Origin of the sequence: Streptomyces sp. NRRL F-2580, from assembly GCF_000720115.1 — a bacterium.
GTDB lineage: Bacteria > Actinomycetota > Actinomycetes > Streptomycetales > Streptomycetaceae > Streptomyces.
Genome location: NZ_JOIR01000036.1, coordinates 1 through 22,327 on the forward strand (window position 1 = coordinate 1; position 22,327 = coordinate 22,327).

Annotated in this window: 15 protein-coding genes; 10 read left to right on the forward strand and 5 right to left on the reverse strand. The window is 71.7% G+C overall.

The window, feature by feature from the left end; genetic code table 11:
- Positions 1–499: 499 nt before the first annotated feature.
- Both IF88_RS0131040 and IF88_RS0131045 read right to left on the reverse strand, forming a co-directional pair.
- A complete protein-coding gene (locus tag IF88_RS0131040) occupies positions 500–1,135 on the reverse strand; it encodes a DUF4129 domain-containing protein (protein ID WP_030719899.1) in 636 nt (211 codons plus the stop codon).
- The gene (locus tag IF88_RS0131045; RefSeq protein ID WP_030719902.1) at positions 1,135–2,367 is read right to left on the reverse strand and encodes a glycerophosphoryl diester phosphodiesterase membrane domain-containing protein; all 1,233 of its coding nucleotides are present in this window, start codon (positions 2,365–2,367) and stop codon (positions 1,135–1,137) included. The genes IF88_RS0131040 and IF88_RS0131045 overlap by 1 nt, the downstream gene beginning before the upstream one ends.
- 261 nt (positions 2,368–2,628) lie before the next feature.
- Between IF88_RS0131045 and mtrA the strand changes: the two genes are divergently transcribed.
- The 6 genes from mtrA (at position 2,629) to IF88_RS0131075 (ending at position 9,925) form a co-directional block, all read left to right on the forward strand.
- Positions 2,629–3,318 carry a two-component system response regulator MtrA gene (gene mtrA, locus IF88_RS0131050; RefSeq protein WP_189747360.1) on the forward strand — a complete coding sequence of 230 codons (690 nt, stop codon included), beginning with the start codon at positions 2,629–2,631 and terminating at the stop codon, positions 3,316–3,318.
- A gap of 1 nt (position 3,319) precedes the next feature.
- Complete coding sequence (gene mtrB / locus IF88_RS0131055; protein WP_051837878.1) at positions 3,320–5,275, forward strand: MtrAB system histidine kinase MtrB; 1,956 nt, start codon at positions 3,320–3,322, stop codon at positions 5,273–5,275.
- On the forward strand, positions 5,265–7,130 hold the full coding sequence (locus tag IF88_RS0131060) for an LpqB family beta-propeller domain-containing protein (protein ID WP_030719908.1): 1,866 nt from the start codon (positions 5,265–5,267) through the stop codon (positions 7,128–7,130). Before mtrB ends, IF88_RS0131060 begins: the two co-directional genes overlap by 11 nt.
- An 85-nt stretch (positions 7,131–7,215) precedes the next feature.
- The gene (locus tag IF88_RS0131065; RefSeq protein ID WP_063754861.1) at positions 7,216–7,989 is read left to right on the forward strand and encodes a ComF family protein; all 774 of its coding nucleotides are present in this window, start codon (positions 7,216–7,218) and stop codon (positions 7,987–7,989) included.
- A 293-nt stretch (positions 7,990–8,282) separates the two neighbouring features.
- On the forward strand, positions 8,283–8,978 hold the full coding sequence (gene hpf / locus IF88_RS0131070; protein ID WP_030719913.1) for a ribosome hibernation-promoting factor, HPF/YfiA family: 696 nt from the start codon (positions 8,283–8,285) through the stop codon (positions 8,976–8,978).
- 194 nt (positions 8,979–9,172) lie between these two features.
- Positions 9,173–9,925, forward strand: a complete 753-nt coding sequence (locus IF88_RS0131075) for a response regulator (protein WP_030719917.1) — start codon at positions 9,173–9,175, stop codon at positions 9,923–9,925.
- A 62-nt stretch (positions 9,926–9,987) separates the two neighbouring features.
- Here the strand turns inward: IF88_RS0131075 and IF88_RS0131080 are convergent, their stop codons facing one another.
- A complete protein-coding gene (locus IF88_RS0131080; protein WP_030719920.1) occupies positions 9,988–11,148 on the reverse strand; it encodes a winged helix-turn-helix domain-containing protein in 1,161 nt (386 codons plus the stop codon).
- A 9-nt stretch (positions 11,149–11,157) separates the two neighbouring features.
- Positions 11,158–11,739, reverse strand: coding sequence for a GNAT family N-acetyltransferase (locus tag IF88_RS0131085; RefSeq protein ID WP_030719923.1), 582 nt, complete (start codon positions 11,737–11,739; stop codon positions 11,158–11,160).
- Between the two features lie 241 nt (positions 11,740–11,980).
- On the opposite strand from IF88_RS0131085, the gene secA reads away from it, so the two are divergent.
- Positions 11,981–14,785: a preprotein translocase subunit SecA gene (gene secA, locus IF88_RS0131090; protein WP_030719926.1), complete on the forward strand. Its 2,805-nt coding sequence runs from the start codon at positions 11,981–11,983 to the stop codon at positions 14,783–14,785.
- A gap of 199 nt (positions 14,786–14,984) precedes the next feature.
- On the opposite strand, the gene IF88_RS0131095 is transcribed toward secA, so the two are convergent.
- Complete coding sequence (locus tag IF88_RS0131095; RefSeq protein WP_234323761.1) at positions 14,985–15,428, reverse strand: Rv3235 family protein; 444 nt, start codon at positions 15,426–15,428, stop codon at positions 14,985–14,987.
- A 301-nt stretch (positions 15,429–15,729) separates the two neighbouring features.
- On the opposite strand from IF88_RS0131095, the gene IF88_RS0131100 reads away from it, so the two are divergent.
- The 3 genes from IF88_RS0131100 to IF88_RS0131110 all read left to right on the forward strand — a co-directional run bounded on the left by IF88_RS0131100 (position 15,730) and on the right by IF88_RS0131110 (position 22,244).
- On the forward strand, positions 15,730–16,230 hold the full coding sequence (locus IF88_RS0131100; RefSeq protein WP_030719931.1) for a DUF6912 family protein: 501 nt from the start codon (positions 15,730–15,732) through the stop codon (positions 16,228–16,230).
- Complete coding sequence (locus IF88_RS0131105; protein WP_030719933.1) at positions 16,227–16,892, forward strand: HAD family hydrolase; 666 nt, start codon at positions 16,227–16,229, stop codon at positions 16,890–16,892. The genes IF88_RS0131100 and IF88_RS0131105 overlap by 4 nt, the downstream gene beginning before the upstream one ends.
- 372 nt (positions 16,893–17,264) lie before the next feature.
- Positions 17,265–22,244, forward strand: coding sequence for an NAD-glutamate dehydrogenase (locus tag IF88_RS0131110; RefSeq protein ID WP_030719935.1), 4,980 nt, complete (start codon positions 17,265–17,267; stop codon positions 22,242–22,244).
- The last annotated feature ends 83 nt before the right edge of the window (positions 22,245–22,327 follow it).

A 22,327-nucleotide genomic window follows, 5' to 3' on the forward strand; every position in this document is an offset into this window, starting at 1 on the left:
TCGGACGCCGAACGTGACGAGGGGTCGGAGAGCTCGGCGGAAGTGCGTTCGGCGCCCTGCGGGGATCGCCCCGACACACGCCCGGCCCCGCCGAAACCGCCCTGGTGGTCGGACCGCCCGGCCTCGTGGGGGTGCGCCTCCTGGGGGGATTGGCCCGGCGTGCTCGCCGTTCCGCCGAAACCGCCCTGGTGGTCGGACGGCCCGGCCTCGTGGGGGTGCGCCTCCTGGGGGGATTGGCCCGGCGTGCTCGCCGTTCCGCCGAAACCGCCCTGGGGGGCGGACCGCCCGGCCTCGTGGGGGTGCGCTTCCTGGGGGGATTGGCCCGGCGTGCTCGCCGTTCCGCCGAAACCGCCCTGGGGGGCGGACGGCCCGGCCTCGTGGGGGTGCGCTTCCTGGGCGGGTTGACCCGGCGTGCTCGCCGTCCCGTCGGAACCGCCCTGGGGGGCGGAGTCCTGTGGGGGGTGCCACGGCATGCTCTTGTCGGAGCTTGCGGGGGGCGTCATGGGGTGGGTCCCGTCAGGAGGGGCTTCGTGGTGGTGAGGGTGAGGTCGAGGGTGCGGAGGCGGGCGTAGGTGTCGGCGTCGGCGGTGCGGCCGCCGTAGGTGACGTCGTCGAAGGTGCGGGCGGCGGCGCGGAGGTCCTCGGCGTGGGCGGGGAGGGAGACGGCGGCTTCGGCGGCCGCCTCGTCGGCGGTGCGGCCCGGGCGGGGGTCCAGGAGGGTGCGTTCCTCCAGGGAGCGGACGACGGCGCGCATGCGTTCCTGGACGGCTTCGGTCCACCGGCCGGCGGTGGCGTGGGCGTCGGCGGCCTTGCGGTGGTCGGCGGCGCTGCGGACGCCGTCGTCGAAGAGGGTGCCCGGGGAGGTGGGGGTGCGCCGTGGGGAGCCCAGGCGCCACCACAGGGCGGCTGACGCCAGGACGACCAGGAGGAGGACGGCGATCAGTCCGACGGGGCCTCCGGGGGTTGCCCCGGAGGCGGCGCCGAACAGGTCGTCGAGCCAGTCGAAGAAGGCGCGGATCGCGCGGTCGAGCAGGCTCGGGTCGTTCTCGTGGTACATCGGCTTGGACAGCTCGCGCTCGGCCGCCTCGCGGGCGGCTTCGCGCGGTGTCGTCACCGGCGGGACCTCCGCGAGCATCACCCGTAGTTCTCGACGCCGGCCGCCCGGGCGAGCTCCAGGTCGAGGCCCTCGCGCCGGATGCGCTGGTCGACGTAGAGGAGGACGGTGACGCCGGACTGGAACGGCATGACGATGGTCTGCGCGATGATCAGGCCGATGGCGGAGAGGATCAGCGAGCCCCAGGCGGTCTGGGCGGTGCCGTCCGCCACGGCGTCGAACCCGCCGCCGAAGGCGAGGAGGCCGGCCCACTGGAACGGGGTGACGATCATCGCCGCGAGCAGGAAGCCGATGAAGCCGGTGAGGAGCGTGATGCCGAAGACGCGCCACCAGGCGCCCTTGACCAGCTTCGAGGAGCGGGCGAAGGCCTTGAGGACGGTGCTCTTCTCCAGCATCAGGGCGGGCGAGGCCAGGCTGAACTTGATCCCCAGCCAGACGAGGAGGGGGAGCCAGACGACGAAGCCGAGGATGCTCAGGCCGATGCTGTCGGCGAGGATGCCGGGCAGGACCAGTACGGCGCCCATGACGATGGCGCCGAGAGCCAGGAGCAGGGTGAGCCCGGCCAGGCGCAGCAGCTGGGGGCGCGCGTCGCGCCAGGCGGCGGAGACCGTGGAGTTCTGGCCGAGTACCGCCCGGCTGAAGATCATGGTGAGCATCGCGGTGACCACGATGGTGCCGAGGACCTGGATGAACTGGGTCACGGCCGACGCCCCGAGGGTGCTGCCCAGGCTGTCGATCATCTGCTCGGCGGAGACGTCCTCGCTCGGCGCGAGGATGAGGTCCTTCAGCATGTACCTCTGTACGAACACGCCGATCACCTGGACGACCGTGGCCACGACCAGGGTGATGGGCAGCACCGAGCGCCAGTGCGTGCGCATGGTGGCGACCGCGCCGTCGAGGATCTCGCCCAGGCCCAGGGGGCGCAGCGGGATCACACCGGGCTTGGCGGCCGGGGGGCTGCCCCATTGTCCGGGGCCGCCCGGGTAGCCGTACTGGGGGCCGTTCTGGCCTCCGTACGGGGTGTTCTGGGGCTGGCCCCAGCCTCCCGCGGCCGGGGTCGGCGGGACTTCGGGCGTGCCCGGGCTCGACCACTGGCCGGGCGGCGGCTGCTCGGCGGACCACTTGGGGTCGCCGGCGGGCCGGTCGGGCTGCTGCGCGCCGCCGTCGGTGCCGGGCTGGTCGGCGGGGGTTCCCGGCCGATCGCCGTCGGACGGAGAGGATCCGGGCGTAGCCCAGCCCGGAGAGTCGTTCATCGTCGCTCCTTCACGTGCACCTGCTGCGGCGGGGGCGCTGGTCGCTGCCATCGTGCCACGTGGGGCCCCCGAACGGAGTAGGGGATTGTGAGGCTCCCGTGACCCTGGCCGTCCCCCCGGAGCTCCGGCAGCCCTTACGTTCAATTGTCGCCCGGATCCGGGGCAGACTGGTCGACCTGATCTCCACGCAGGTCGGAGGGGCGATTTCCAGCCCTTTTGGCTGTGGGACAGCTCACCGCCGGGTAACGATTAGCTAATGGGATGATGTCAACCATGAAGGGACGCGTCCTTGTCGTCGACGACGACACCGCGCTGGCCGAGATGCTCGGCATTGTGCTGCGTGGAGAAGGTTTTGAGCCGTCGTTCGTAGCGGACGGTGACAAGGCACTTGCTGCCTTCCGGGAGGCGAAGCCGGACCTGGTACTGCTCGACCTCATGCTGCCCGGACGGGACGGCATAGAGGTGTGCAGGCTGATCAGGGCCGAGTCCGGTGTGCCGATCGTCATGCTCACCGCCAAGAGCGACACGGTGGACGTCGTCGTGGGCCTGGAGTCCGGGGCCGACGACTACATCGTCAAGCCGTTCAAGCCGAAGGAGCTGGTGGCCCGCATCCGGGCCCGTCTGCGCCGGTCGGAGGAGCCCGCGCCCGAGCAGCTGGCCATCGGTGACCTGGTCATCGACGTGGCCGGGCACTCGGTCAAGCGCGACGGCGCCTCGATCGCCCTGACCCCGCTCGAGTTCGACCTGCTGGTCGCCCTCGCGCGCAAGCCCTGGCAGGTGTTCACCCGCGAGGTGCTGCTGGAGCAGGTCTGGGGCTACCGGCACGCGGCGGACACCCGACTGGTGAACGTGCACGTGCAGCGCCTGCGCTCCAAGGTGGAGAAGGACCCGGAGCGCCCCGAGATCGTCGTGACGGTGCGCGGTGTCGGCTACAAGGCCGGACCCAGCTGAGGTGCAGTCCGGCACGTCCGCCGCGTCCGGCAGCGGCCGCGGCGGCTCCCGCTGGCGCAGCCTCTGGGCCGGCCGGCCGTTCCAGGACGGAGCGCCCGGCAGCCCCGTGCTGCGGCTGTGCGTGCGCCTCGTACGCCGGCCGCTGGTTCCGGCTGTCCGGCTGTGGCGCCGCAACATCCAGCTCCGGGTGGTCGCCGCCACCCTGCTGATTTCGCTGGCGGTGGTCCTCGCCCTGGGCGTGGTCGTGATCGCCCAGGTCAGCAGGGGGCTGCTCGAAGCCAAGGAGCAGGCGGCGCAGAGCCAGGCGGCGGGCGGGTTCGCGGTCGCGCAGGAGAAGGCCAACGCCCCCGCGACCGTGGACGGGCCCGACGCCACCGACAACAAGGTCGGCCGGGACGCCAGCACCTGGATGAACTCCCTGGTCAAGCAGCTGGCCAGTGGCGGCCAGACCGCCTTCGAGGTCGTCGCGCTCGGCGCCGGCACCGGGGAGCAGGCCCTGCCCGGGACGCAGGGCGTCAAGGGCGCCCGTGCCTCGGGCAACGTCGATCCGACCGCCAGCGTGCCCGTCAAGCTGCGCCGGGCCGTCAACCACGCCACCGGCGCCTTCAAGACCTTCTCCGAGATCCGCTACACCGCGGGGTCCGGGGACAAGGCCCCCGAGCCGGCGCTGGTCGTGGGCAAGCGGCTCACCGACATCAACGGGGACCCGTACGACCTGTACTACCTCTTCCCGCTCACGCAGGAGGAGGAGTCCCTCAACCTGATCAAGGTCACCATCGTGACCGCGGGCCTGTTCGTCGTCGTCCTGCTCTGCGGCATCGCCTGGCTCGTCGTACGCCAGGTGGTGACCCCCGTGCGGATGGCCGCCGGGATCGCCGAGCGGCTCTCGGCCGGCCGGCTCCAGGAGCGGATGAAGGTCACCGGCGAGGACGACATCGCGCGCCTGGGCGAGGCCTTCAACAAGATGGCGCAGAACCTCCAGCTGAAGATCCAGCAGCTGGAGGAGCTGTCGCGGATGCAGCGCCGGTTCGTCTCGGACGTCTCGCACGAGCTGCGCACCCCGCTGACGACGGTACGGATGGCGGCCGACGTCATCCACGACGCCCGCGTCGACTTCGACCCGATCACCGCGCGCTCGGCCGAGCTGCTCGCCGGGCAGCTCGACCGCTTCGAGTCGCTCCTCGCCGACCTGCTGGAGATCAGCCGCTTCGACGCCGGGGCCGCGGCCCTGGAGGCCGAGCCGATCGACCTGCGGGAGGTCGTCCGCCGTGTCATCGACGGGGCCGAGCCGCTCGCCGAGCACAAGGGCACGCGGATCCGCGTCCTCGGCGACACCCAGCCGGTCATCGCGGAGGCCGACTCGCGGCGCGTGGAGCGGGTGCTGCGCAACCTCGTCGTCAACGCCGTGGAGCACGGCGAGGGCCGCGACGTGGTGGTCCGGCTGGCGTCCGCGGGCGGGGCCGTCGCCGTCGCCGTACGGGACTACGGCGTCGGGCTGAAGCCCGGCGAGGCCACCCGCGTCTTCAACCGCTTCTGGCGGGCCGACCCGGCGCGGGCGCGCACGACCGGCGGGACCGGCCTCGGCCTGTCCATCGCCGTCGAGGACGCCCGGCTGCACGGCGGCTGGCTCCAGGCCTGGGGCGAGCCGGGCGGCGGCTCGCAGTTCCGTCTGACCCTGCCGCGCACGGCCGACGAGCCGCTGCGGGGCTCTCCCATCCCGCTGGAGCCCGAGGATTCCCGGGCCAACCGGGCCAGGGCCGCCGCCGAGGCCGCGGGCCGTACGGCGGACCGCCCGGCCACGGACCCCGGCGACCGGTCGCCGATACCGCCGCGCTCGCCGGTCACCGGTGCGCTGCCGGTGCCCGCCGACCCGACGGCCCTGCCGGGGAACGGGGCCCGGGTGGTGGCCCGCCCGGCCGAGCAGGCACAACAGGAGGATCGACCCGATGGACGCTGAGCCCGACGACGCGCGGCCCGGGGGCGGCGCGCGGGCACGGGGCCGGCGGCTGCGCACCCTGCGGGCGTACGCCTTCGGCGCGGCCGGGCTGCTGCTCGCCGGCTGCGCCTCCATGCCCGACCACGGCGAGATCCGCCCGGTGCAGGCCTCGCAGGGCGTCGACTCGCAGGTCCGCGTGTTCGGCGTACCGCCCGCCGACAAGGCGAGCGCGGCCGACATCGTCGACGGCTTCCTGGAGGCGATGACCAGCGACGACCCGCAGCTGGAGACCGCCCGGAAGTACCTCACCGAGGAGGCCGCGAAGAGCTGGAAGCCCGGCTCCGCCGTCACCGTGCTCTCCTCCGGCCTGGACCGGGTCTCGATCCGCGGCGAGAAGGACCCGGACGGGCCCCGCTGGAAGGTGACCGGCACGAAGCTCGCGACCGTGGACGAGCGCAGCGCGTACCAGCCGCAGACCGGCGGCGAGAAGTACGAGGAGTACCTCCAGCTCGTCCAGGACGAGGACAAGCAGTGGCGGATCTCGTCGCCGCCGAACGGTCTCGTGCTCAGCGAGTCGGACTTCCAGCGCATCTACATGCCGGTCAACAAGTACTACTTCGCGGGCGGCACGCTCGTCGCGGACCCCGTGTACGTGCGCCAGCGCACCGATCCGGACTCGCGGATGGACCCCACGACGCAGACGGTGCAGTCGCTGCTCGCGGGGCCGTCCAGGTGGCTCGGCCCCGTCGTCGAGTCCAGCTTCCCCACCGGCACGGAACTGCGGGAGGGCACCAAGTCCCTTTCGTACGACGGCCAGAACACGCTGCGGGTGCCGCTCAACGACAAGGCCGACAACGTCGCCCAGCCGCAGTGCAAGAAGATGGCCACCCAACTCCTCTACACGGTCAAGGACCTGACGGGGTCCCGGCTCGACCAGGTCGAGATCCTGCGCTCCGACGACAAGTCGTCCTCGCTGTGCTCGGTGACCGAGCTGAACGCGGCCGCGATCGCCAACCGCCCCCGGATCCCCGACTACCAGTACTTCGTCGACAACGAGAAGCGGCTGGTCCGGATGAAGCTGGACGTGACCAGCGAGGAACAGCAGCGGGCCGAGGCGGTGCCGGGGCCGCTGACCACGCCGCCCGCCTTCAAGGTCGGCTCGGCGGCCGTGACGTACGACGAGCGGCGCGCGGCCGTGGTCTCCGAGGACGGGCACGGGCTGTACGTGGTGCCCCTGGTGGGCGGCGGGCCCATGCCGCAGCCGCTGCCGGTCGGCAAGGGCAGCACGCTGACGGCGCCCAGCTGGGACGCGGCCGGCGACCTGTGGGTCGCGGACGCCGATGCGCAGCACCCGGGGCTGTGGCGGGTGCCCGGCGGGGCCGGGACCCCGGAGAAGGTGCAGGTGGCCGGTCTGGACGGCGGGCGGATCGCCGCGCTGAAGGCCTCTTCCGACGGGGTGCGGATCGCGCTCCTCGTGGAGAGGAGCGGCCGCAAGAACCTGTACGTCGGGCGGATCGAACGGCCCGACGCCAAGGGTGACGCCTCGGCGGTGTCGGTGCGCGAGCTGCGCCCGGCCGCCCCGCAGATGGCGGACGTGACGACGATGAGCTGGGCGCCGCACGGGCGGCTGCTCGTGGTGGGCCGGGAGAGCCGCGGGGTGCAGCAGGCCCGCTACATGCTGGCGGACGGCTCGATGGTCGCGGCGAGCCTGCCGGGGGCGGCCGGGCTGTCCGCGGTCGCGGCCGCGGCCTCGGAGGACGAGTCGAAGCCGAAGCCGGTGGTGGCGTACTCGGAGGACGGGATCGTGTACCTGCCTCCGGGCGCGCAGTGGCGCACGGTGGCGGTGGGCGGCCGGGCTCCGGTGTACCCGGGCTGAGCTGCGGCCGAGGCGCGTCGCGGGCTGGGCCGCGGCTCCGTCCACAGGGGTGGCGGGCTCCGTCGGGGTCCGTCAGTGTGGAGGGGTGCGCGGGTGGTGGCAGGAGCTGGCCGAGCTGGTGCTGCCGGTCGACTGCGCCGGCTGTGGAGCGGTCCGGGTGCTGGTGTGCGCGGGCTGCCGGCAGGCGCTGAGCGGGGCCGGCGCGGGGCCGGTGCGGCCTTCTCCGCGTCCCGGGGGCCTTCCGGTGGTGCAGGCCGCCGCCGTCTACGACGGGGGCGTACGTGCCCTCCTGCTGGCCCACAAGGAGCGCGGGGCGCTGCCGTTGGCCGGGGTGCTCGGCGAGGCCCTGGCGGGGGCCGTCCTGGCGGGCGGCCCGGTGCGTGCGGGCCCGGCTCCGGCGGAAGTGGCCCTGGTGCCGGTGCCGTCGGCGCGTCGGCAGGTCCGGGCGCGCGGGCACGATCCGGCGCGCAGGATCGCCCTGGCGGCCGCGGGGCGGCTGCGGCGGGCCGGTGTTCCCGCGCGCGTGGCGCCCGTACTGCGGCTGCGGCGGGCGGTGGCGGACCAGGCGGGGCTCGGGGCCCGGCAGCGCCGGGAGAACCTCGCGGGGGCGCTGGCGGTGTGCCGGGACGGGGCGCGGCTGACGGACGGGGCCGAGATCGTGCTCGTGGACGACCTGATCACCACCGGGGCGACGCTGGCGGAGGCGGCCCGGGCGGTGCGCGCGGCCGGGCTGGCCGCGGGCCCCGGGGACGTGCTGCGGGCAGCGGTGGTCGCCGCGCCCGCGGACTCCTTCGGGCGGCTCCCCGGGGCGGTGCCCCGCCGGCCTGCCACGCGTAGAGGTCGAAAATCTCGTGAATAGATTTGGAACTGGCGGGGAAGGCCCATCGTTGCAGGTAGTAAGAGGGAACAGCCACTTGACTGGAAGTACATTCCGGTAGCGGGTGCCGACAACCGTCATAGAGGGATATGTTCGGTTGTAAGGAACTCAGGAGGCTGTCTCTCGACTCCGAAGTCGGTGGGGTGTCGATCTTGCCGATGGGGGAGGAGGAGGTGAAAGTCGCCAAGTCCGAGGCTCCGGCCTTCACCGGAGTCTGGTGCGAAAGGGAGACGCTTCGCCCCGTCGGGCGGAGCTATCCGGGAACGGAGTTCTGCGTGGACATCGTCGTCAAGGGCCGCAAGACCGAAGTGCCCGAGCGGTTCCGCAAGCACGTGGCCGAGAAGCTGAATCCGGAGCGGATCCAGAAGCTCGACGCCAAGGTGATCAGCTTGGACGTCGAGGTGTCCAAGGAGCACAACCCGCGTCAGGCCGACCGTTCCGACCGCGTGGAGATCACCCTGCATTCGCGGGGCCCGGTGATCCGGGCCGAGGCCGCCGCCGCCGACCCGTACGCGGCGCTCGACCTCGCTCAGGACAAGCTGGAGGCCCGGCTGCGCAAGCAGCACGACAAGCGCTACACCCGCCGTGGCAACGGCCGGCTCTCGGCCGCGGAGGTCGCCGACGTCGTGCCGGGCGTCGCGTCGCTCAACGGCAGTGGCCAGGTGGTCACCGAGGAGAAGACGGACGGGGTTCCGATCACCCGGATCGGACCCATCGAGGTGCAGGGCGAAGGCCCGCTCGTCGTCCGCGAGAAGACCCACTCGGCCGCCCCCATGTCGCTCGACCAGGCTCTGTACGAGATGGAACTGGTCGGCCACGACTTCTATCTGTTCGTCGACTCCGAGACGAAGCTGCCCAGCGTGGTCTACCGGCGTCACGCGTACGACTACGGCGTCATCCACGTGAACCCCGACGGTGCCTCCAGCGCGGAGGAGCCGCGAGGCGGCGCCGGCGGCGCGCTCGGCGGCTGAACCGAACCATTCGTTGCCCCCGCGGGGACGCTCCGGCGTCCGCGCGGGGGCACCTGCATGACGGGTATTGCGCCAGGCGGCTCGTCGACGACCCCCCGCGCCGTGGCGCGGGCATGGAATCATGGCGGGCAGTCAACCGGCTGCGGTGTGTGTCCGGTTGGCCCAGCAGCTCAGCACATGCAGGGGGAGGAACGATGGCGGACAGCTTCGGGCCGGTGCGCGGGGACGGCGGCGCGGGCTGCCGTGGCGCGGACCAGTCGGCGGAGTCCGGCGCCCCGCCGGCCGGGGAACCGATCCGGGTGCTCGTGGTCGACGACCACGCGCTCTTCCGGCGGGGGCTGGAGATCGTCCTCGCGCAGGAGGAGGACATCCAGGTCGTCGGCGAGGCCGGGGACGGCGCGGAGGCGGTGGACAAGGCGGCCGACCTGCTGCCGGACATCATCCTGATGGACGTGCGGATGCCCCGGCGCGGCGGGATCGAGGCGTGCACCTCGATCAAGGAGGTGGCCCCCTCCGCGAAGATCATCATGCTGACGATCAGCGACGAGGAGGCGGACCTCTACGACGCGATCAAGGCGGGCGCGACCGGGTACCTCCTGAAGGAGATCTCGACGGACGAGGTGGCCACGGCGATCCGTGCGGTCGCCGACGGCCAGTCCCAGATCAGCCCGTCGATGGCGTCGAAGCTGCTCACCGAGTTCAAGTCGATGATCCAGCGCACCGACGAGCGCCGGCTGGTGCCGGCGCCGAGGCTGACGGACCGGGAGCTGGAGGTCCTCAAGCTGGTGGCCACCGGTATGAACAACCGCGACATCGCGAAGGAGTTGTTCATCTCCGAGAACACCGTGAAGAACCACGTCCGCAACATCCTGGAGAAGCTGCAGCTGCACTCCCGGATGGAGGCCGTGGTCTACGCGATGCGCGAGAAGATCCTCGAAATCCGCTGACCCGCGAAGACCACCCGGCCGCCCGGCCACCCGGCCGCCCGACCGCCCGCCCCCGGACAGCGCTACAGCGCGGCGAGCTCCGCCGTGACGGCCGCCGCCTCCGCGGGCGAGCCCGCGCGCTCGACCCGTACGTCCTGGCAGCCGACCCACTCCGCCGCTTCCCGCAGGGCCAGCGCCATCGGACCGGCCGCCTTCGGGGAGGTCAGCGAGAGCTGCCGGGCGACCAGCGTGCGGCCCTCGCGGGCCGGGTCCACGCGGCCCTGGAGCCGGCCGCCCGCCAGCAGCGGCATCGCGAAGTACCCGTGAATCCGCTTGGGCTTGGGGACGTACGCCTCCAGGCGGTGGGTGAAGCCGAAGATCCGCTCCGTGCGGGGGCGGTCCCAGACCAGGGAGTCGAAGGGCGACAGCAGCGTCGTGCGGTGGCGGCCCCGGGGGGCCGTCGCGAGGGCGGCGGGATCCGCCCAGGCGGGCTTGGTCCAGCCCTCGACCTCGACCGGGACCAGCCCGGAGTCGGAGATCACCGCGTCGACCTGCTCCCCCTTGAGGCGGTGGTAGTCCGCTATGTCGGCGCGCGTGCCGACGCCCAGGGACCGGCCGGCCAGGGCGACCAGGCGGCGCACGCACTCGCGGTCGTCCAGGTCGTCGTGGAGCAGCGCGTCCGGAACGGCCCGCTCGGGCAGGTCGTAGACCCGCTTCCAGCCGCGGCGTTCGCTGCACACCACCTCACCGGTGTCGAGGAGCCACTCCACCGCGATCTTGGTCTCGGACCACTCGAACCACTCGCCGCCGTTCTTCGCCCCGCCCAGCTCGGTGGAGGTCAGCGGGCCGTCGGCCTTGAGCCGGTCCAGGACCGCCCGCGTCGAGCGCTCCTTGTCCTGGAGGACGTGCCAGCGGTGGCCGCGCGCCCGGCGGGCCCGGCGGCGGAAGGCGAAATGCGGCCATTCCTCGATGGGCAGGATGCAGGCCGCGTGCGACCAGTACTCGAAGGCGTGACGGTCGGACCAGTACGCCCGCTCCACGGTGTCCCGGCCGACCGCGCCGAGGCGTGCGTACGGGATCAGCTCGTGCGAGCGGGCCAGTACGGAGATGGTGTCCAGCTGTACGGCGCCCAGGTGGCGCAGGACCCCGCGCACGCCTCCGCGGCGGTCGGGCGCACCGAGGAAGCCCTGTGAGCGCAGGGCGATCCGGCGGGCGTCGTCGGCGGAGAGGGAGAGCGCAGTCATGTCCGCACCCTAGGCGGGGCCACTGACAGCGGGCAGGTACGGCAGCCGGGAGGGCAGACCGAGGTCGGAGGGGAGCAGGGCGCCCACCCAGCAGTCGCGGGAGGTGCCCCGTTGCTCGATGCCCGCCCGCAGAACGCCCTCGACCTGGAAGCCGGCCTTCTCGGCCACGGCCTTCGAGCCCGCGTTGCCGAGCTCGGCGCGCCATTCCAGCCGGGTGACGCCGACCGCGGTGAAGGCCCAGCGGGCGACGGCCGTCACGGCCTCGGCCATGTAGCCCCGGCCTCGGTGTTCCTTCACCGCCCAATAGCCGATCTCGTACGACTCGGCGCCGTGCACGTGCACGCCGACGGCCGCGACCAGCGGGCCCCCGGCGCCGAGGCGGACGGCGAAGGGGTAGGCCGTGTCCTCGCGCCAGCCGTTCGGCACGAGTTCGTTCACGAAGGCGTGCGCGTGCGCGCGCCCGTACGGGGAGGGGACCTGGGTCCAGCGCTGGATGTCCGGGTCCTGAGCCGCCGCGTAGACCTCGTCCTCGTCGGCGGCGGCGAAAGGCCGCAATACCAGTCGGTCCGTGGTGAGTGTGATGGGCTCCATGAACGGATTCTGCTGCCGCCGGGGTGCCCGGGGCGAACACTTTTCGGGAATCCCCCCGGGGGATGCGGCACCTTCCGTGTGCCCCGTACGTTCTCAATCCGGGCACCCGTGCCCCCACGGGAACGGCGGACCTCCCGACGTGGCCACGTCCTCGCTTACGATGGCCGTTGCGGTGGGGCCCACCTGCCGTGCCCGCGGTACGTACAGTGCCCAGGCCCGACCGGCAAGGAGACAAACCTCGGTGTCCGTCTTCAACAAGCTCATGCGTGCAGGCGAGGGCAAGATCCTGCGCAAACTGCACCGCATCGCGGCCCAGGTCAACTCCATCGAAGAGGACTTCGTCAACCTCTCCGACGCCGAGTTGCGTGCGCTCACGGACGAGTACAAGCAGCGCTTCCAGGACGGCGAGAGCCTGGACGACCTGCTGCCCGAGGCCTTCGCGACCGTGCGCGAGGCGGCCAAGCGCGTCCTCGGCCAGCGGCACTACGACGTCCAGATCATGGGTGGCGCGGCGCTGCACCTCGGCTACGTGGCCGAGATGAAGACCGGTGAGGGCAAGACCCTCGTCGGCACGCTGCCGGCGTACCTGAACGCGCTGTCCGGCAAGGGCGTCCACCTGATCACGGTGAACGACTACCTCGCCGAGCGCGACTCCGAGCTGATGGGCCGGGTGCACAAGTTCCTCGGCCTGGAGGTCGGCTGCATCCTGGCGAACATGTCGCCGGCGCAGCGCCGCGAACAGTACAACGCCGACATCACCTACGGCACGAACAACGAGTTCGGCTTCGACTACCTGCGCGACAACATGGCGTGGTCCCAGGACGAGCTCGTCCAGCGCGGCCACAACTTCGCCGTGGTCGACGAGGTCGACTCGATCCTCGTCGACGAGGCCCGCACCCCGCTGATCATCTCCGGCCCGGCCGACCAGGCCACGAAGTGGTACGGCGACTTCGCGAAGCTGGTGACCCGCCTGACCAAGGGCGAGGCCGGCCAGCCGCTGAAGGGCATCGAGGAGACCGGCGACTACGAGGTCGACGAGAAGAAGCGCACCGTCGCCATCCACGAGAGCGGCGTCGCCAAGGTCGAGGACTGGCTCGGCATCGAGAACCTCTACGAGTCGGTGAACACCCCGCTCGTCGGCTACCTCAACAACGCGATCAAGGCCAAGGAACTCTTCAAGATCGACAAGGACTACGTCGTCATCGACGGCGAAGTCATGATCGTCGACGAGCACACCGGCCGCATCCTCGCCGGCCGCCGCTACAACGAGGGCATGCACCAGGCGATCGAGGCGAAGGAAGGGGTGGACATCAAGGACGAGAACCAGACCCTCGCCACGATCACCCTGCAGAACTTCTTCCGCCTCTACTCGAAGCTGTCGGGCATGACCGGTACGGCCATGACCGAGGCCGCCGAGTTCCACCAGATCTACAAGCTCGGCGTCGTCCCGATCCCGACCAACCGCGACATGGTCCGCAAGGACCAGCCGGACCTGATCTACCGGACCGAGGTCGCGAAGTTCGCCGCCGTCGTCGACGACATCGCGGAGAAGCACGAGAAGGGCCAGCCGATCCTCGTCGGTACGACGTCGGTCGAGAAGTCCGAGTACCTCTCGCAGCAGCTCTCCAAGCGCGGCATCCCGCACGAGGTGCTCAACGCCAAGCAGCACGACCGTGAGGCGACGATCGTCGCCCAGGCCGGGCGCCGCGGCGCGGTCACCGTCGCCACGAACATGGCCGGCCGCGGTACGGACATCAAGCTCGGCGGCAACCCGGACGACCTCGCCGAGGCCGAGCTGCGCCAGCGCGGCCTGGACCCGGAGGAGCACATCGAGGAGTGGGCGCACGCCCTGCCCGAGGCGCTCACCCGGGCCGAGGCGGCCGTGAAGGCCGAGTTCGAGGAGGTCAAGGAGCTCGGCGGGCTGTACGTGCTGGGCACCGAGCGCCACGAGTCGCGCCGCATCGACAACCAGCTGCGCGGCCGCTCCGGCCGCCAGGGCGACCCGGGCGAGTCCCGCTTCTACCTGTCGCTGGGCGACGACCTGATGCGCCTGTTCAAGGCGCAGATGGTCGAGCGCGTCATGGCGATGGCGAACGTGCCGGACGACGTGCCGATCGAGAACAAGATGGTGACGCGCGCGATCGCGTCGGCCCAGTCGCAGGTGGAGACCCAGAACTTCGAGACGCGCAAGAACGTCCTGAAGTACGACGAGGTCCTCAACAGCCAGCGCGAGGTCATCTACCGGGAGCGCCGCCGCGTCCTGGAGGGCGAGGACCTGCAGGAGCAGGTGCGCTTCATGATGGACGACACGATCGACGCGTACATCGCGGCCGAGACGGTCGAGGGCTTCGCGGAGGAGTGGGACCTGGAGCGGCTGTGGGGCGCCTTCCGGCAGCTCTACCCGGTGAAGGTCACCATCGAGGAGCTGGAGGAGGCCGCGGGCGACCGTGCGGGCATCACCGCCGAGTTCATCGCGGAGTCCGTCAAGGACGACATCCACGAGCAGTACGAGGCGCGCGAGAAGACGCTCGGCTCCGAGATCATGCGCGAGCTGGAGCGGCGCGTGGTCCTGTCGGTGCTCGACCGCAAGTGGCGTGAGCACCTGTACGAGATGGACTACCTGCAGGAGGGCATCGGCCTGCGGGCGATGGCCCAGAAGGACCCGCTGGTCGAGTACCAGCGCGAGGGCTTCGACATGTTCAACGCCATGCAGGAGGGCATCAAGGAGGAGTCCGTCGGCTACCTGTTCAACCTGGAGGTCCAGGTCGAGCAGCAGGTCGAGGAGCTTCCTGTGCAGGACGCGGCGCCTTCGCTGACGAAGGAGCCGGCGGCGGCCGGGGCCGGGCGTCCGGAGATCCGGGCGAAGGGGCTCGACGCTCCGCAGCGGCCGGACCGCCTGCACTTCTCGGCGCCGACCGTGGACGGCGAGGGCGGTGTCGTCGAGGGCGACTTCGACAGTGACGCCGTCGGTGAGGGTGACGGTATGACGCGGGCGGAGCGTCGCAAGGCGCAGAAGGCTGCCGGCGGGCGTCGCCGCAAGAAGTGACCCCTTCGGGGTCGAACCGTCGGCCGGGGCCGGACACCTACGGGTGTCCGGCCCCGGCCGCGTTTCGGGGCGGGTGCCGCGCCTCTCCCAGACTCCGTCCGGGGGGACCCCCGAGGGTTCCGCCCCGGACCCCGCGCCTCAAACGCCGGCGGGGCTGGACGGTGACACTGGAGTGGGTCTTGCAGGGGGCTGAGGCGGCTCAAGGCAGGGGGCCCTGGAGTTCTACCGCCGCGCAGCGCCAGCGGAGGTCTGGGCCCTGTTCCAGGCGGAAGGCCATGGCGGTGAGGCGGTCGCCCGTGGCGATGCGGGCGAAGGCCTCGATGACGCCCGGGCCGGGGGTGAAGCGGCCGCACTGGCGGATGACCGGGCGGAGGCGGTCGTGGAGGGGGCCTGCGGGGGCCAGGGTGACCAGCTGCTGGTACGCGGGGCCGACGGTGTGGCCCAGGAGCGAGTGGACCGGGCGGCGGCCGCTGACGACCGCCAGGAGGTGTTCGGCGAACCAGTGGTGGGGGCCGAGCCGGAGCGTGCGCGGGGGGCCCGCGGGGCGCCGCGGGTCGCGCCGTCCGGCGGGCCGGGTGCGGGCGCGGCCGCCCGGCCGGCGGCTCCCGTCGCTGCCGATCGTGCCGCGCGTCGTCGTGTCCATCGTGATCTGCCCCCGAACAGGCCGGGCCCGGAGCGGTACCGGGCGGTAACTTGATGGGGATCTTCTACGGTCGCCGAACACGCTCCGCAACCACGCGCACCGCCGGGCGGGCCGCCGCCCCGGTTCACCTATCCGAGTGCGCGCCCGGCCCTCCCCGGGCCCGTACCGAGCGCGTACGGGGACGGGGTTGACGGCCGCGGGTCCTGGTGCGGCACCTCGAAGGGGTACCGACTCCGTCACCCTGGCGGACCCTCCGAGCCGTATCCTGGGGGAGTTTTCCGACTACCGAAAGCAGCCGGCCATGCGTGTGTACGTCCCCCTGACCCTCCCCGGGCTCGCCGAGGTGCACAAGGCGGGTGAGCTGGGCCCCGCCCCGCTGCGGGCGTACGCCGTCACCCCCGGGCTCCGCGAGTGGTACGTGTCGGACGACATCGAGGAGCTGGAGTACGCGGCCCTGAACCGGGCCGCCGCCGCCTCCCTGCGGCTGCTCGCCGCGGACGCGGACGCCCCGCGCCGCCGCGTCGTCGTCGCCCTCGACGTCGACGACAAGGCCGCCACCGCCACCCCCGGGGTCGACGAGGCCACCCTCGGCCAGGTGACCCTGGCCGGCGCCGTACGGCTCACCGTGGCCGCCGCCGTGCACGTGGACGCCGATGACGCCGAGGAGGACGTGGCCGCCGCCGCGCAGGCCCTCCCCGCAGCCGACGGCGGGGACGGGGATGCCCGGTTCATCGTCGACGGAGCCGAGGACCACGAGCTGCTGTGGTTCGGCGTGCAGGAGATTCCGGGACTGCTGAAGTGACCGAAAAGCACATCGTCTGGGACTGGAACGGCACCCTCCTCCACGACATCGACGCCGTCATAGTCGCGACCAACGCCTCCTTCGCGGAGCTCGGCTTCGCGCCGATCACCCTGGAGACCTACCGCGACCTGTACGTCGTACCGGTGCCGAAGTTCTACGAGCGCCTCATGGGGCGGCTGCCCACCGACGAGGAGTGGGTGGTCATGGACGAGGCCTTCCACCGGCATTACTGGGCCGCGGCCGAGGACGCCGGACTCGCCGAGGGCGCCCGCGAGCTGCTCCTGGAGTGGCAGCGGGACGGGCTCACCCAGTCCCTGCTGTCGCTCGCGCCCCACGAGAAGCTCGTACCACTGGTCCGGACCCACGGAATCGACCACCACTTCCTGCGCGTCGACGGGCGGACCGGCCCCTCGCACACGTCGAAGGCGTCACACCTCGTACGCCACCTGGCCGCCCTGGACGGGACGGGTGTGACGGCCGACCGTACGGTCCTCATCGGAGACGCCGTGGACGATGCGCTGGCCGCCGCCCACGTCGGCGCCCGGGCGGTGCTCTACACGGGTGGTTCGCACAGTCGCAGCAGTCTGGAATCGGCCGGTGTGCCGGTCGTGGACACCCTGGCCGAGGCCGTACTGACAGCTCGCGAGCTGGCCGAATACTGACTGGACAAGCACGCTGCACGGACAGCCGTGCCGCGTCGCTGGCCAGACTGTCAAAGTTTCACCCCAAGATTTATACAGATGCAGCGAATGACGACCTGGGGGTAGGTCGGGATAGCCTTGTACCCGTGATCAGCGCGATAGTCATCGGGGGCACTGGAGCCTCCGGCCTGCGCCCGGCGCACGACCGTGCCCGGGCCTTCGCTGATCCCCGCCACCGGGACCTCCAGCCGATCTTGGCTCATTCCCTCCCGGTCGGCTCTCTCGACGGCATAGCGTCGATCCCGAACGGACACCGACTTCCCGCCCTGCGGGACTGTGCCATTTCTTCCTTCACCTACGTCACGCAATGGCGCGCGACAGGAGCCAGAGGACATGCAGACCAAGCTGGACGAAGCAAAGGCCGAGCTGCTCGCACGGGCGGCCCGGGTAGCTGAGCACAGCCCGGCCGGGGGGCTACTTCCGACTGGGTCCGAGCAGGGAGAGCGTCCAGACCAGGACGCGGTGCTCTCCTACCTCCAGCGCTACTACCTGCACACGGCACCCGAGGACCTCACGGACCGGGACCCGGTCGACGTGTTCGGAGCCGCGCTCTCCCACTACCGGCTCGCCGAGAACCGGCCGCAGGGCACCGCGAACGTGCGCGTGCACACCCCCACGGTCGAGGAGAACGGCTGGACCTCCAGCCACTCCGTCGTCGAGGTGGTCACCGACGACATGCCCTTCCTCGTCGACTCCGTGACGAACGAGCTGTCCCGCCAGGGCCGCGGCATCCACGTCGTGATCCACCCCCAGGTCGTCGTCCGCCGTGACGTCACCGGCAAGCTGATCGAGATCCTCGGCCCCGACTGCGACGCCCACGGGCCCCGTACCTCGCGCCCCCACGACTCCCTCGTCGAGTCCTGGATCCACGTCGAGATCGACCGGGAGACCGACCGCCCCGACCTCAAGCAGATCACCGCCGACCTGCTGCGCGTCCTGTCCGACGTACGCGAGTCCGTCGAGGACTGGGAGAAGATGCGCGACGCCGCGCTGCGCATCGCCGAGGGCCTGCCCGAGGAGCCCACCGCCCCGGACCTGCGCGAGTACGAGCTCGAAGAGGCCCGTGAGCTGCTGCGCTGGCTCGCCGACGACCACTTCACCTTCCTCGGCTACCGCGAGTACAACCTCGTCGACGGCGACTCCCTGACCGCCGTGCCCGGCACCGGCCTCGGCATCCTGCGCTCCGACCCGCACCACAGCGGCAAGGACGACGGCCACCCCGTCTCGCCGTCCTTCAACCGGCTGCCGGCCGACGCCCGCGCCAAGGCCCGCGAGCACCGCCTGCTGGTGCTGACCAAGGCCAACAGCCGCTCCACCGTGCACCGCCCCTCGTACCTCGACTACGTGGGCGTGAAGAAGTTCGACGCCGACGGCAACGTCGTCGGCGAGCGCCGCTTCCTCGGCCTGTTCTCCTCCGCCGCGTACACCGAGTCCGTGCGCCGCGTCCCGGTCGTCCGCCGCAAGGTCGCCGAGGTCCTGGACCGGGCCGGCTTCTCGCCGTCCAGCCACGACGGCCGCGACCTGACGCAGATCCTGGAGACCTACCCGCGCGACGAGCTGTTCCAGACCCCGGTCGACCAGCTCCAGTCCATCGTCACCTCCGTCCTGTACCTCCAGGAGCGCCGCCGGCTGCGGCTGTACCTGCGCCAGGACGAGTACGGCCGCTACTACTCGGCCCTCGTCTACCTGCCCCGCGACCGGTTCACCACCGGCGTCCGGCTGCGCCTGATGGACATCCTGAAGGAGGAGCTCGGCGGCATCAGCGTCGACTTCACCGCCTGGAACACCGAGTCGATCCTCTCCCGCATCCACTTCGTCATCCGCGTCCCGCAGGGCACCGAGCTGCCCGGCCTGACCGACGGCGACGTCGAGCGCATCGAGAGCCGCCTCGTCGAGGCCGCCCGCTCCTGGGCCGACGGCTTCCAGGAAGCGCTGATCGCCGAGTGCGGCGAGGAGCGCGCCGCGGAGCTGCTGCGCCGCTACGGCACCTCCTTCGCCGAGGGCTACAAGGCCGACCACTCGCCGCGCGCCGCCGTCGCCGACCTGGTCCACCTGGAGCGGCTCGCCGCCAGCGACCGCAAGTTCGCGCTCTCGCTGTACGAGCCGGTGGGCGCCGCCCCCGGCGAGCGCCGGTTCAAGATCTTCCGCACCGGCGAGCAGGTCTCGCTCTCCGCGGTCCTGCCGGTGCTGCAGCGCCTCGGCGTCGAGGTCACCGACGAGCGCCCGTACGAGCTGCGCCGCTCGGACCGGGTCAGCGCGTGGATCTACGACTTCGGCCTGCGGATGCCCCTGCCCGCCGGGAACGGTGACGCCGCGGCCGCCCACTACCTCGGCGACGACGCCCGCGAGCGCTTCCAGGAAGCCTTCGCCGCGGTCTGGCAGGGCGACGCGGAGAACGACAACTTCAACAGCCTCGTGCTGAGCGCCGGGCTCACCTGGCGGCAGGCCGTCGTCCTGCGCGCGTACGCCAAGTACCTGCGCCAGGCCGGCTCCACCTTCAGCCAGGACTACATGGAGGACACCCTCCGCAACAACGTCCACACCACCCGGCTGCTGGTCTCGCTCTTCGAGGCCCGGATGTCGCCCGTCCGCCAGGCCGCCGGCAGCGAGCTCGTCGACGCCATGCTGGAGGAGCTGGACGGGGCCCTGGACCAGGTCGCCTCGCTCGACGAGGACCGCATCCTGCGGGCCTTCCTCACCCTCATCAAGGCGACGCTGCGGACCAACTTCTTCCAGACCACCAGCGAGGGCGAGCCGCACTCCTACGTGTCGATGAAGTTCGACCCGCAGGCCATCCCCGACCTCCCGGCGCCCCGCCCGGCCTTCGAGATCTGGGTGTACTCCCCGCGCGTCGAGGGCGTCCACCTGCGCTTCGGCAAGGTCGCCCGAGGCGGCCTGCGCTGGTCCGACCGCCGCGAGGACTTCCGTACGGAGATCCTCGGCCTGGTCAAGGCGCAGATGGTCAAGAACACCGTCATCGTGCCGGTCGGCGCCAAGGGCGGCTTCGTCGCCAAGAACCTCCCCGACCCGTCGGTGGACCGCGACGCCTGGCTCGCCGAGGGCATCGCCTCGTACAAGATCTTCATCTCGGCGCTGCTCGACATCACCGACAACATGGTCGCCGGCGAGGTCGTGCCCCCGAAGGGCGTGGTCCGCCACGACGAGGACGACACCTACCTCGTCGTCGCCGCGGACAAGGGCACCGCGACCTTCTCCGACATCGCCAACGGCGTGGCGGAGTCCTACGGCTTCTGGCTCGGCGACGCCTTCGCCTCGGGCGGCTCGGCCGGCTACGACCACAAGGGCATGGGCATCACCGCCCGCGGTGCGTGGGAGTCCGTCAAGCGGCACTTCCGCGAGCTCGGCCACGACACCCAGACCGAGGACTTCACCGTCGTCGGCGTCGGCGACATGTCCGGTGACGTCTTCGGCAACGGCATGCTGCTTTCCGAGCACATCCGCCTGGTCGCCGCCTTCGACCACCGGCACATCTTCCTCGACCCGACCCCGGACGCGGCCACCTCGTACGCGGAGCGCCGGCGCCTGTTCGAGCTGCCGCGCTCCTCGTGGGCCGACTACGACAGCTCGCTGCTCTCCGCGGGCGGCGGCATCCACCCGCGCAGCGCGAAGTCCATCCCCGTCAACGCGCACGTCCGCGAGGCCCTCGGCATCGAGGCGGGCGTCACCAAGATGACCCCCGCCGACCTGATGCAGGCCATCCTGCAAGCGCCCGTGGACCTGCTGTGGAACGGCGGCATCGGTACGTACGTCAAGGCGACGGCCGAGACGCACGCGGACGTCGGCGACAAGGCCAACGACTCCATCCGCGTCAACGGCTCCCACGTCCGGGCCAAGGTCATCGGCGAGGGCGGCAACCTGGGCCTGACCCAGCTCGGCCGCATCGAGTTCGCCCGGACCGGCGCCGGCGGCGAAGGCGGCAAGGTCAACACCGACGCCATCGACAACAGCGCGGGCGTGGACACCTCCGACCACGAGGTGAACATCAAGATCCTGCTCAACGCGGTCGTCACGGACGGCGACATGACCGTCAAGCAGCGCAACAAGCTGCTCGCCCAGATGACCGACGAGGTGGGCCACCTCGTCCTGCGCAACAACTACGGGCAGAACACGGCGCTCGCCAACGGCGCCGCCCAGGCCCCGAGCCTGCTCCACGCCCAGCAGCGCTACATGCGCCGCCTGGAGAACGCCGGACTGCTCGACCGCGCGCTGGAGTTCCTGCCCACGGACCGGCAGATCCGCGAGCTGCTGGGCAGCGGCAAGGGTCTGACCCAGCCGGAACTGGCCGTGCTGTTCGCCTACACCAAGATCACGGTGGCGGACGAGCTCATCGCGACCGAGCTGCCGGACGACCCGTACCTGCGCCGCCTGCTCTTCGCGTACTTCCCGGCCGCCCTGGGCGAGAAGTTCCCCGAGCAGATCGACGCGCACGCGCTGCGCCGCGAGATCATCACCACCATCCTGGTCAACGACACCGTCAACACCGGTGGTTCGACCTTCCTGCACCGCCTGCGCGAGGAGACCGGGGCCTCCACGGAGGAGATCGTCCGGGCGCAGCTCGCGGCCCGCGAGATCTTCGGCCTGGCCGATGTGTGGGACGCGGTGGAGGCGCTCGACAACAAGGTCGCCGCCGACGTCCAGACCCGGGTGCGGCTGCACTCGCGGCGCCTGGTCGAGCGCGGTACCCGCTGGCTGCTGAACAACCGGCCGCAGCCGCTCCAGATCTCCGAGACCATCGCCTTCTTCGCGGACCGGGTCGGGCAGGTCTGGGCCGAGCTGCCGAAGCTGGTGCGCGGCGCCGACCTGGAGTGGTACCAGTCGATCCTGGACGAGCTGACGGGCGAGGGCGTCCCGGAGGAACTGGCCGCCAAGGTCGCCGGGTTCTCCTCCGCCTTCCCGACGCTCGACATCGTGGCGATCGCGGACCGCACCGGCGTCGGCTGCCTGGAGGTGGCCGAGGTCTACTACGACCTCGCCGACCGCCTGGACATCACGCAGCTGATGGACCGGATCATCGAGCTGCCGCGGGCCGACCGCTGGCAGTCCATGGCCCGTGCGTCGATCCGCGAGGACCTGTTCGCGGCGCACGCGGCGCTGACGGCCGACGTGCTGTCCGTGGGCAACGGCAGTTCGACTCCCGAGGAGCGCTTCAAGGCGTGGGAGGAGAAGAACGCGGCGATCATCGGGCGGGCCCGGACGACGCTGGACGAGATCCGGGGGTCGGACGACTTCGACCTGGCGAACCTGTCGGTGGCGATGCGGACGATGCGGTCGCTGCTGCGCGCGCACAGCTGATCGGGCGGTTTTGCCGAACGGGCCGGGCCCGGGACCTCGCGGTCCCGGGCCCGGCCCGTTCGTGGTTCGCGTGTCGGGTGCGG